Source organism: Acinetobacter sp. IK40, assembly GCF_035615075.1.
Taxonomy (GTDB): domain Bacteria; phylum Pseudomonadota; class Gammaproteobacteria; order Pseudomonadales; family Moraxellaceae; genus Acinetobacter; species Acinetobacter courvalinii.
Genome location: NZ_JANBOE010000004.1, coordinates 143,721 through 156,111, shown reverse-complemented (window position 1 = coordinate 156,111; position 12,391 = coordinate 143,721). Strand labels below are relative to the sequence as shown.

10 protein-coding genes are annotated in these 12,391 nt (G+C 42.1%); 7 read left to right on the top strand and 3 right to left on the bottom strand.

The features are described from left to right. Window positions 1–154 precede the first annotated feature (154 nt). From MSG93_RS08965 to MSG93_RS08945, 5 genes are all read left to right on the top strand, one after another. A complete protein-coding gene (locus tag MSG93_RS08965) occupies window positions 155–1,513 on the top strand; it encodes a uracil-xanthine permease family protein (protein ID WP_009514998.1) in 1,359 nt (452 codons plus the stop codon). A 62-nt stretch (window positions 1,514–1,575) separates the two neighbouring features. Next, on the top strand, window positions 1,576–2,601 hold the full coding sequence (locus tag MSG93_RS08960; protein ID WP_324621449.1) for a methyltransferase: 1,026 nt from the start codon (window positions 1,576–1,578) through the stop codon (window positions 2,599–2,601). A 278-nt stretch (window positions 2,602–2,879) separates the two neighbouring features. Continuing rightward, window positions 2,880–4,337 (top strand): amino acid permease, encoded by a 1,458-nt coding sequence (locus tag MSG93_RS08955; protein WP_009515004.1) that lies wholly within the window; start codon window positions 2,880–2,882, stop codon window positions 4,335–4,337. 249 nt (window positions 4,338–4,586) lie between these two features. Further along, window positions 4,587–5,792: an RtcB family protein gene (locus tag MSG93_RS08950; protein ID WP_324621448.1), complete on the top strand. Its 1,206-nt coding sequence runs from the start codon at window positions 4,587–4,589 to the stop codon at window positions 5,790–5,792. Between the two features lie 4 nt (window positions 5,793–5,796). Then, window positions 5,797–5,955, top strand: a complete 159-nt coding sequence (locus MSG93_RS08945) for a hypothetical protein (protein ID WP_005226941.1) — start codon at window positions 5,797–5,799, stop codon at window positions 5,953–5,955. A 141-nt stretch (window positions 5,956–6,096) separates the two neighbouring features. On the opposite strand, the gene omp38 (MSG93_RS08940) is transcribed toward MSG93_RS08945, so the two are convergent. The 3 genes from omp38 (MSG93_RS08940) to omp38 (MSG93_RS08930) form a co-directional block, all read right to left on the bottom strand. Continuing rightward, window positions 6,097–7,125 (bottom strand): outer membrane protein Omp38, encoded by a 1,029-nt coding sequence (gene omp38, locus MSG93_RS08940; protein ID WP_005226939.1) that lies wholly within the window; start codon window positions 7,123–7,125, stop codon window positions 6,097–6,099. Between the two features lie 434 nt (window positions 7,126–7,559). Beyond that, window positions 7,560–8,588 carry an outer membrane protein Omp38 gene (gene omp38 / locus MSG93_RS08935; RefSeq protein WP_324621446.1) on the bottom strand — a complete coding sequence of 343 codons (1,029 nt, stop codon included), beginning with the start codon at window positions 8,586–8,588 and terminating at the stop codon, window positions 7,560–7,562. 451 nt (window positions 8,589–9,039) lie between these two features. Next, the gene (gene omp38 / locus MSG93_RS08930; protein WP_005288871.1) at window positions 9,040–10,098 is read right to left on the bottom strand and encodes an outer membrane protein Omp38; all 1,059 of its coding nucleotides are present in this window, start codon (window positions 10,096–10,098) and stop codon (window positions 9,040–9,042) included. Between the two features lie 366 nt (window positions 10,099–10,464). On the opposite strand from omp38 (MSG93_RS08930), the gene MSG93_RS08925 reads away from it, so the two are divergent. Further along, window positions 10,465–10,980: a GspH/FimT family pseudopilin gene (locus MSG93_RS08925; RefSeq protein WP_324621445.1), complete on the top strand. Its 516-nt coding sequence runs from the start codon at window positions 10,465–10,467 to the stop codon at window positions 10,978–10,980. Window positions 10,981–11,091: 111 nt separating this feature from the next. After that, entirely contained in the window at window positions 11,092–12,267 is a 1,176-nt protein-coding gene (locus tag MSG93_RS08920) for a thiolase family protein (protein ID WP_005226935.1), read from the top strand. Window positions 12,268–12,391: the final 124 nt, after the last annotated feature.

The following is a 12,391-nucleotide window of genomic DNA, read 5'->3' as shown; positions in this document are numbered from 1 at the left end:
TTTGAGGGCAAATTATACAGAAAAATACTACAGTTTAGTAGTGACAGTTTATTGACAGTGCACTTTTTTTCTGACGAAGTGACATTGAATCGTTGGTAAAGCGAGCTAACTCTATTAGAATATCGCGCTAATGCCTCTCGCTTTTTATACTCCCATGTCGAATTCACAACCTCAGCAGCAGCTTGATCTGGTCTACGGACTCAATGATCGACCGAAACCTTTTGTTGCATTTTTAGCCGCTTTACAGCATCTTTTGGCGATTTTAGTCCCGATTGTGACCCCTGGACTGCTGATTTGTCTGGCACTTGGCGTCTCTCGCGAAGACACCAACATGATCCTGTCCATGTCTTTAATCATCTCGGGTATCGCAACCTTTTTACAATGCAAAAAAGTTGGCCCATTTGGTGCAGGACTTTTGATTGTTCAGGGTACCAGTTTTAACTTTATCGGTCCGATCATCGGTATTGGAAGTGCAATGGTTGCGGCAGGCACCCCAGTTGAACAAGTAATGGCTGCCATTTTTGGTGTGGTGATTGCAGGTTCGTTTATTGAAATGGGCGTCTCCCGAATTCTGCCGTGGGTGAAAAAGCTGATCACGCCCCTAGTGACAGGCATTGTCGTGCTTCTGATCGGTTTAACCTTGATTAAAGAAGGACTGATCAGCATGGGTGGCGGTTATACGGCCATGCAGGACAATACCTTTGCCAATGCCGATAACCTGATCATGTCATGTAGCGTGCTGGCCATTATCATCCTGCTGAATCGTATTCGGATTATCTGGGTTAAAAGTTCAGCCATTCTGATTGCTTTAGTGATTGGTTACATCCTTGCCGGCTTCATGGGACATTTAAACTTTGCTGTGCTACAGGATGCACCTCTAGTTCAGATTCCAACACCAATGCATTTTGGATTAAGCTTCTCCTGGAGCTTATTCATTCCAATGGCCTTCATTTATCTTGTCACTTCACTTGAAGCCATTGGTGATGTCACGGCGACCAGTAAAATTTCTAATCAGCCTGTTGATGGTCCGGTCTGGATGCAACGCATTAAAGGTGGCGTACTGGTTAATGGCGCAAACTCCTTTCTGGCGGGGATCTTCAACACCTTCCCAAGTTCCGTGTTTGCACAAAACAATGGTGTGATTCAACTGACAGGTGTGGCAAGTCGTTATGTCGGGATCTGGATTGCGGTATTACTGATTATTCTGGGCTTATTCCCTGCTGTTGCTGCCGTGATTCAAGCCGTACCTCAAGCGGTACTAGGTGGCGCTGTGATGGTCATGTTTGGTGCTGTTGCCGCTTCCGGGATCAACATTCTTTCAAGTATTCATCTTGATCGTCGTGCCCTGCTGATTATTGCCATTTCACTTGCGCTCGGCCTCGGTGTTGCTCAAGTCCCTCAAATCCTTGAACACTTGCCCGAGTTATTTAAAAATATTTTTAGCTCAGGTGTGGCAACAGGCGGTATTGCAGCCTTGATTTTAAATATTGTTTTACCCGAAACACATAAGTAATTCACAAATAACGTCAAGTGCCCAGTTTCACGACTGGGCTTTGTTTTTGATGAGAGATCAAAATGGATCCACGTAGTGAAGTTGTCATCAGACAGCAAGATTATTTAAAGGGGCAAGTCTTACTGATTAATGCACCGAATGATCAACTCGCAAAAAACTTACCAGAGCAAGTCCAGGCATCGGTTTGGAGCTGGAATTATGCTGATCATCAGGCTTTTCAAAATGCCGGCATTCACTCACATTTTTCGGTTGAGTTTCCGCAAGCCAGCTTTGATCAGGTGGTTATTTTTGTACCTAAATCAAAAGAGTTACTGAATTATATTCTGCATGTTGTGGTCAGCCACCTAAAACTTGGGCAGAATGTCTTTCTGGTCGGTGAAAAAAAAGGCGGTGTAGAACGTGCAGCCAAACAATTACAGCCCTATGGTAAAACACTGAAGCTGGATAGCGCACGTCATTGCCAGTTCTGGCAAATGAAGATCGAAAAAACTGAGCAGTTGAAACCACTTGAACATTGGTTAAAAAGCTATACAGTTCAAATAGATCAGGATCAATTAAAGGTCTGTGCCCTACCGGGTGTGTTTAGTCAGGATCATTTAGATGTCGGAACAGCGGTCTTAGTCCCTTACCTTAGTCAAGTAAAATCAGGTAAGATTGCCGACTTTGGTTGTGGTGCTGGAATTATTAGCGCTTATTTAGCCAAGCTAAATCCGAACCAGCAAATTTTTGCACTTGATGTTGATGCATTTGCTTTACGTTCAACTGAACTGACTTTCCAGAAAAATAATCTGGATATCAATCAGTTAACTCTACAACCAGTTACAGGTTTTAGAGATGCGCCCAAAGATCTGGACGCCATCGTAAGCAATCCACCTTTTCATCAGGGGATTCATACCAATTACGATGCAAGTGAAGAACTTTGCCAGCTTGCGAGCGTACACCTGAAAAATTCAGGTGAATTATGGATCGTGGCAAACCGTTTTCTGAACTATCCCCCTCTCATTGAACAAAGTTTTGGTCAATGTATGGTGAAAGCTGATCAACAAGGATTCAAGGTGTTATATGCCTGTGCAAACAGGGTCAGCTGATACTTTATCTATGGTTGCGGCAGAGAGTATTTTTTAGGCGGTATAAGGCATGGCTGATAAAATTTAGTGATTCTAAATGAATCAGTCATAACGCTATAGCGGCAAAAAATACTCCTGCCCCGAAGGGTTATGGTTGAAATTCCCTCACTCTTCGTTATGAAACTTAGCAATAGAGTCGCTATTACTTTCGTTTCATGCCTTGATTGATGAAATTTCAGCCTATAACGCAACCCAGATATAAAGTGTCAACAGACCCTTATACAGTTTAAGGAATTTTTATGAGCGATACATCTGCTCCTCAACACCTACAGCGTAAGCTCGGGGCACGTCACCTGAACATGATTGCCATTGGTGGATCGATCGGCACAGGCTTATTCCTCGCTTCAGGTTCAACCATTGCCAATGCAGGTCCTGGTGGTGCGTTATTGGCTTATGCCCTGATCGGTATCATGATTTACTTCTTGATGACCAGTCTAGGCGAATTAGCGACGCATAATCCAACCTCCGGTGCCTTCTTTACCTACGGTAGCCGTTATGTCGAAGATGGCTTTGGTTTTGCCTTGGGTTGGAACTACTGGTACAACTGGGCCATTACCGTGGCATTTGAACTGGTGGCAGTGCAGTTCATTATGAAGTTCTGGTTCCCCGATATTCCCGGGTTCTACTGGAGTGCGATCTTCCTTGCGATTATTTTTGGAATCAACGCCCTAACGGTCAAAGGCTTTGGTGAAAGTGAATTCCTATTCTCTTTGATCAAGGTGGTTGCCATTATCGTGTTTATTGTCATCGGGATCTGGATGATTGCCAAAATCATGATGACACCCAATGTATCGGTATTTCAGCACTGGACGTATAAGGAAGCCCCTTTTGTAGGTGGATTCCAGGCTCTGATTGGTGTCGCCATGATCGCTGGATTCTCTTTTCAGGGCACTGAAATGGTTGGGGTTGCCGCAGGTGAATCCAAAGATCCGAAAAAAACCATTCCATTGGCAATCAAACAAATCTTCTGGCGTATCCTACTGTTCTATATCCTGTGTATTTTCATCATCGGCACATTAGTTAGCTATGATGATCCGCTACTGTTAAAAGCAGCACAAAGTGAAGATATTGCGCTTTCACCATTCACGTTATTGTATGAAAAAGCAGGTTTTGCCTTTGCAGCCAGCTTGATGAATGCGGTGATTCTCAGCGCAATTCTGTCTGCGGGTAACTCAGGCATGTACTCTTCTACCCGTATGTTATTTGATATGGCCAAAGAAGGTCGTGCACCGAAGTGGTTCTCCAGACTGGATGGTCGTGGCGTACCTATGAATGCACTCTATGCGACGACTGCGGTTGCAGCGTTGTGCTTCCTGACTACCTTTATCGGCGAGAAACAGGTCTTTAACTGGCTACTCAACATGTCCGGAATGTGTGGTTTCATTGTCTGGTTAGGGATTGCAATTTCACACTACCGTTTCCGTAAAGGTTATATTGCTCAGGGTTATAAGGTTGAAGATCTGGCTTATCGTGCCAAATTCTTCCCATTCGCACCCTGGTTTGCATTTATTCTTTGTTCAATCATTATCTTGGGTCAAAACTATCAAGCCCTGCTGGGTGGTAAAATTGACTGGTTAGGCCTAGTTTCAACCTATATCAGTATTCCATTATTCTTGGTGATCTGGCTAGGTTATAAGTGGAAACACAAGACCAAACTGATTGCCTATAAAGACATGAATGTGAAAGAAGGTGAATAAAAAAACACTTTTCACTTGACCCGAATGAAAATATGAGTAAAATTCCGCTCATATTTTCAACGGCACCACACCATAGGAGGACGACAGCATGCCATTACAATCAGGAACTACACGATAAGATTTGGCACTGTCGACTCACGGACAAGTGTACAAATCGATTGATCACTTGTCCGAATGCTCTATTTAACCTGGCATTCGCTGGGTTTTTTTATGCCTGTTCGGACGGAAAAAATAATAAGAGAGAATCTTATGGGCATACAAAAAATACTTAATGCTGATGCTGCTTATGGCGTTCCAGTGAAAATCTTCACCAACGATATTGATAGCGAAAGTATTGAACAATTGAAAAAAATGGCACAACTACAATTTGTTTATTCACATATTGCAGTGATGCCTGACGTACATGTTGGTAAAGGTGCAACGGTTGGTAGCGTGATTCCCACGAAAAATGCCATCATTCCGGCTGCTGTCGGCGTGGATATTGGTTGTGGCATGAATGCCATCAGACTCAATCTTAAAGCTTCACAGCTTCCGGATAATCTTGCACCGTTACGCCATGCCATTGAACGCAAAGTGCCAGTGGGCTTTGAATTGCATAAACAGGTCAAAGCGAAAGCATCAAGCATTATCCCGCTTGAAAAACGCTTACAACCCATCATTAAAAAGCATCCAGGCCTAGTGCGCATGCTCAGGAAATTTGATGCCACCTGGCAAAAACAGCTTGGTACTTTGGGTGGAGGCAATCACTTTATTGAACTCTGTCTGGATGAAAATCAGGAAGTCTGGGTAATGCTCCATTCCGGTAGCCGTGGCTTAGGCAATGTGATTGGCACCTACTTCATTGAACTGGCAAAGAAAGAAGCACAACATCGTTTTGGGCATGTACCCGATAAAGATTTGAGCTATTTTGCGGAAGGTTCAAATAGCTTTAATGATTATGTTGAGGCAGTTGAATGGGCGCAGGAATATGCTTTTGAGAATAGACGTGAAATGATGCGTCTGATTTTAGAAGCAATCCGCCCCCTGCTCCCTCCATTTCAAATGACCAAAGAGGCGATTAACTGTCATCATAACTATGTCAGCCGAGAAAATCATTATGGCGAAGATTTGCTAATTACCCGTAAAGGCGCCATTCGAGCTGGACTAGATGAGTTAGGTATTATTCCAGGCTCGATGGGGGCTCGCTCTTACATTGTTAAAGGCAAGGCCAATCCCGAATCCTTCTGCTCATGTTCACATGGTGCAGGACGAAAAATGAGTCGTAATAAAGCCAAACTTCTATTTAGCCAAGATGACCTGATTCAGCAAACACAAGGCATCGAATGTCGAAAAGATAGTGGCGTTATTGATGAAATACCCGGTGCATATAAAGACATTGATCAGGTCATGGCAAACCAGTCAGATTTGATCGAGGTCGTGCACACTCTCAAGCAAATTTTATGTATTAAAGGTTAATACTATGAAACTGAAAACCATGCCGAAAATTAAAGCGCGTAATCCTGTCGCACTCTCACCTTTATTGCATAAAGGTGGTGTGCATGAAACTGAAAAACCGCGAGCACAGCATCGTCGTGATAGACAAGAGGCCAAACAGCAACTCAAAAAGCAAATCTGGTAACGCCCCATTAAATAAACTCAGTATTTTCAATAGCAACACAGGAGTATTCAACATGTTTAATTTTTATCATTATCCGAACACAACCCAACAAAAAAGCGACTCTGACGAGTCGCTTTTTTTTATTCAGTAAACACACTCAAATTATTGAGCTTGCTGACCTGGTTGTACTTGAACAGTACGGCTGCCAGAAATGGTCGCAAATACACGACGGTTCATCGCACGGCCTTCTTTAGTTTTGTTATCCGCAATCGGTTGATCCCAAGCGAAACCTTGAGTCGACAAACGAGATGCATCAACGTTGTATTCATTTACCAGTGAAGCTTTCACCGAGTTAGCACGTGCCAAAGATAAACGTTCGTTTAACTTACGTGGACCAGTGTTATCGGTATGACCTTCAATACGCGCTGTTGCATTTGGATACTCAGCCATTTTTGCAGCAACCTGAGCAATCTCAGTTTTATATTGCGGCTTGATTGTTGACTTGTTGGTATCAAAAAATACGCGAAGTTCCATGTTCAGATCTTCAGTCAACTCTTGCGGCGGCGGAGTGACTGGCGTTGGTTCAACCGGAGCAACTTCTACCACTGGCGCAGCAGGTTTCAAATGACCACCAAGAACCACGTTCAAACCAGCAAGCGCTGTGTAGTTCCAGAATTTTTCATCAAAATGGTAAGTACCACGTGCTTCTGTACGAAGGGATAATGCATCGTTCAAGCGCCAGAACACACCACCACCGGCATTTGCCAAGGTGCCTTCTTGCTTGCCGCCATAGATATCATCACTTTCGTATTTGTAGTGACCAGCACCCGCTAATACGTATGGCTTGATTTTGCTGTCATAATTTTTAGTGATCAGATCAGAAGTCACATAAGCATTACCTGCAATGTTACGACCTTTATAATCGTTATTTCTACTGGTGTCGCCTTTAATCTGGCTATATTCAACTTCTGCGCCTAACCAAGGTGTAATTTCCACACCAAGTGCAGCACCAACGAATAAATCGTCATCTAACTCTGCGCCTGGGGTTAATTGACCTTTATCACCACGGTTATTATGTTCAGTATCGAACATGGTATAACCCAGCATTAAAGGAGTGACTGTTACGCCTGCATTTGCAGCAGCCATAGGAGCAGCAACAAGCAGAGCAAGTGCGATACGACTCAATTTCATAAATATTCTCCAAAAACAAAAATTGTTTGTTCTGTAAACCCTAATAGCTTTTGAATACCAAGAAATAGTCTTGTTGTACCTTTTCAGCAATGTGCTTTATATGCAATTAAGTGAATACTGAATATCTTTCCAGTACTTCTTATCATTTTATTTAGCAGTCACTGAAAACGACTTATTTCTCTCCCAAAAATTCTAACTTAGCAGCCTCCAACAAAGCAGTGAGAGCTTATCACTTTTTAATCAAAATATTAACCAGTTGTCAAAATCTTTTCAATAAAACTAAACAATCCTCACGATACCCTCATTATTTAATCAAGATTATTCTGTTTTTTAAGAAGGAAGTCTTTTCTTTTACATCAACCCTACAGAAAAACTTATGTTCATAAAAAAAGCGACCCCTGACGAGTCGCTTTTTTTCAGTTCAAAAACTCAAATTATTGAGCTTGCTGACCTGGTTGTACAAGAACAGTACGGCTACCAGTAATCGCAGCGAATACGCGACGGTTCATAGCACGACCTTCTTTAGTTTTGTTGTCCGCAACCGGTTGATCCCAAGCGAAACCTTGAGTTGACAAACGAGATGCATCAACGTTGTATTCATTTACCAGTGAAGATTTAACAGAGTTAGCACGCGCTAAAGATAAACGTTCGTTTAACTTACGTGGACCAGTGTTATCTGTGTGACCTTCGATACGAGCAGTTGCATTCGGGTATTCAGCTAACTTCTCTGCAACTTTCGCAATCTCAGTTTTGTATTGCGGCTTGATGTCAGATTTGTTGGTATCAAAGAATACACGAAGTTCCATGTTCAGGTCTTCAGTCAACTCTTGCGGTTGTGGAGCAACTGGAGTTGGTTCAACCGGAGCAACTTCTACCACTGGTGCAGCAGGTTTCAAGTGACCACCAAGAACCACATTCAAGCCAGCAAGCGCTGTGTAGTTCCAGAATTTTTCATCAAAATGGTAAGTACCACGTGCTTCTGTACGAAGAGACAAAGCATCGTTCAAGCGCCAGAACACACCACCACCGGCATTTGCCAAGGTACCTTCTTGCTTGCCACCATAGATATCATCACTTTCGTATTTGTAGTGACCAGCACCCGCTAATACGTATGGCTTGATTTTGCTGTCATAGTTTTTAGTGATCAGATCAGAAGTCACATAAGCATTACCTGCAATGTTACGACCTTTATAATCGTTATTTCTGCTGGTGTCGCCTTTAATCTGGCTATATTCAACTTCTGCGCCTAACCAAGGTGTAATTTCCACACCAAGTGCAGCACCAACGAATAAATCGTCATCTAACTCTGCGCCTGGGGTTAATTGACCTTTATCACCACGGTTGTTATGTTCAGTATCGAACATGGTATAACCCAGCATTAAAGGAGTGACTGTTACGCCTGCATTTGCAGCAGCCAAAGGAGCAGCAACAAGCAGAGCAAGTGCGATACGACTTAATTTCATGGATATCCTCCAAAAACAAAAAATTGTTTGTTCTGTAAACGCGAATAACTTTTTTGAATGCTGAGAAATAGTTTTGTTATATCTTTTTCAGTCATTCACCTTAGCTTAAATCATACAAATACCTGACCAATTTTCCAAGTATTTAGTAACATTTGCTCAGGTACCACCAAAAAGACGTATCTCTCTTCAAAAAAACTTAGAAAATTCTAAATTTAACAATATCTAACAAAGCTGTGAGAGCTTATCACTTTTTAATCAAAATTTTAACAAGCTATCAAAATCTTTTCAAGAAAGCTAAATAATTCCAACACGATATTCGCAGTAGAGCCCAGCTATCCAGATTTACTTTTAGAATATGAGGCCCTACTTTACTCATCAACGTGAAATAGCTTTTTTCAGTATAAAAAAAGCGACTCTGACGAGTCGCTTTTTTTCAGTTCAAAAACTCAAATTATTGAGCTTGTTGACCTGGTTGTACAAGAACAGTACGGCTACCAGAAATCGCAGCGAATACGCGACGGTTCATAGCACGACCTTCTTTAGTTTTGTTGTCAGCAATCGGTTGATCCCAAGCGAAACCTTGAGTTGACAAACGAGATGCATCAACGTTGTATTCATTTACAAGTGAAGATTTAACAGAGTTAGCACGCGCTAAAGATAAACGTTCGTTTAACTTACGTGGGCCAGTGTTATCTGTGTGACCTTCAATACGAGCAGTCGCATTCGGGTATTCAGCTAACTTCTCTGCAACTTTAGCAATTTCAGACTTGTATTGTGGTTTGATATCAGACTTGTTGGTATCAAAGAACACACGAAGTTCCATGTTAAGGTCTTCAGTCAACTCTTGTGGTTGTGGAGCAACTGGAGTTGGTTCAACTGGAGCAACTTCTACCACTGGCGCAGCAGGTTTCAAGTGACCACCAAGAACGACGTTCAAACCAGCAAGTGCTGTATAGTTCCAGAAATCTTCATCGATGTTATAAGTACCACGAGCTTCTGTACGAAGAGATAAAGCATCGTTCAAGCGCCAGAAAGCACCAAAACCAGCATTACCTAAAGTACCTTCTTCTTTCAGGCCACGACCAGCACGACCGAATTCAGCAGCAGTAGCATCATCAAATTTGTATTTGTAGTGACCAGCACCTAACAATACATATGGCTTGATTTTGCTGTCGTAGTTTTTAGTGATCAAATCAGAAGTAACATAGAAGTTACCGTTGATTTGTTGTTGCTTGTATTCAGCATTAGCAACAGTACCGTCAACATCACCTTTAACTTGGTTATATTCAGCTTCAAAACCTAACCACGGAGTTAACTCAATACCTAATGCTGCACCAACGAATAAATCATCCTGAATTTCAGGACCATTTGTTAAATGCTTATCACCATTATTGTGTTTAGTGTCTTGGAATGTGTAACCAAGCATTAATGGAGTTACTGTTACGCCAGCATTAGCAGCAGCTAAAGGAGCAGCAACAAGCATAGCAAGTGCAATACGACTCAATTTCATGGATATCCTCCAGAGATAACAATTGTTTGTTGTGTAAGCTCAGCCTATGATTTTTCGTACTGAGAACATTAATGTTCTACAACATTATTTTTCAGCCATTCACTTCACTTTGAATCATACAAACACTTGATGAATTTTCCAAGTGCTTGATAACTTTAACCTCGTAAATTATTGACAAAATTGCTTACAATTTCCGTTGTAGTTCCGTAAATTTTCAATTTTCATACAGCTTCTAATAGATTACTGTCTATGAATCTATGCTTAAGTATTATTTAACTTATTTGTTAGTTATTTTCACTATCACAAATAAGAAGCCTCCTTAACATATTGTTAATAAAAAAGTTAATAAAAATAGACAGGAAAAACATGTTTAGACCACATGGACTTACATTAAGTGAATTGCTTACCGTGATCAGTATTCTGGCAATTCTTACCTTTATGGCCCTACCACATTTTCGCGACTTAATGGTTTCAAGTGAAGCCAACTCCTTAAAAAGAAACCTCACAATTCATATACAAAAAGCAAAAACCGATGCACAGCTTTATCATAAAAACGTGATGCTCTGCCCAAGCAATGATTTAAGTGAGTGTGGCAGAGACTGGAATCAGGGCTTTATCGGATTTATAGATAGCAACCGCAATAGGGAACGAGATCAGAACGAAGCCTTGCTCTTTGGGGTTGTCCTAAAGCTTAAATATGGTCATCTGCATTACAGTGCTTTTGGCTCTACTCCCAATGCAATCATTTTTCAGGGTGAAAATGGACTGCCCTTTGCTGCAAATGGCAGTTTTACTTACTGTTCAACTTCGCCTGACTACCATACTAAAATACGCTTAAGCCGCATGGGCAATATCCGCTTTGAGAAAATATCCAGCTGTTAAAAACTCCTCAGTCTAGCTTAAAAAAAGTAAAACACTTTATTCCGGTTGTTTTTTTAATATACTGCTTAAGTTTGGAACATTTTTTATAAATTATAAGTGTGGAGACACATAATGACTGACATCGTAATTGTTAATGGCGCTCGTACTGCAATGGGCGGCTTCCAAGGTGCATTATCAGGTGTAACAGCGCCTGAGTTAGGTGCTGTAACGATTAAAGAAGCTATTGCTCGTTCTGGCCTACAACCAACTGATGTAGAAGAAGTCATCATGGGTTGTGTATTACCTGCTGGCCTCAAACAAGGTCCAGCTCGTCAGGCTATGCGTAAAGCCGGTTTACCAGACTCTACTGGTGCAGTCACCATCAACAAGCTTTGTGGCTCTGGTATGAAAGCAGTGATGCAGGCAGCAGACATGATCAAGGCCGGTAGTGCCGAGATCGTGGTTGCGGGTGGCATGGAATCAATGACCAATGCACCTTATGTATTACCTAAAGCACGCGGTGGCTACCGTATGGGTCATGGTGAAATCAAGGATCATATGTTCCTTGATGGTCTTGAAGATGCAGAAACAGGTCGTTTAATGGGTTCATTTGCTCAGGACATGGCAAATCAACGTCACTATACTCGTGAACAAATGGACGATTTCGCGATCCGTTCTTTACATCGTGCACAGAAAGCGATTACTGAAGGCTACTTTAAAGACGAGATCGTCCCTGTAACGGTTTCTACCCGTAAAGGTGATGTGGTTGTTGATCAGGATGAACAACCCTTAAGTGCAAAAATTGATAAAATCCCTTCACTTAAACCTGCTTTTGCAAAAGACGGTACCATTACCGCAGCCAATGCAAGCTCGATTTCTGATGGTGCCTCTGCACTGGTCCTCACTTCAAGCGAAGTTGCGGCACAACGCGGTTTACAACCTTTAGCAAAAATTATTGCCACAGCGTCTAACTCACAGCACCCTTCTGAATTTACCATTGCTCCTGTCGGTGCAATCGAAAAAGTATTGAAGAAAGCGGGCTGGGATGCACAAGAGGTTGACCTTTGGGAAATCAATGAAGCATTTGCGATGGTGACCATGTGCCCAATTGATGATTTCAAACTGGATGCAGAGAAAGTGAATATCAATGGTGGTGCCTGTGCATTAGGTCACCCTGTTGGTTCTACAGGTTCTCGTATTATCCTGACCTTGATTCATGCCCTTAAACGCACAGGCGGCAAAAAAGGCGTTGCAGCACTGTGTATCGGGGGTGGTGAAGCAACTGCAGTTGCGATTGAATTGATCTAAGGATCGATCGTTTAGCTGAAAAATCCTGCCCAGTGCAGGATTTTTTGTTTTGAGAATTACAAAAAATAATGCACCCATTGTTAAATTCCCGCTAAGTTATGCTGTGTATAAAAAAACAACAGGA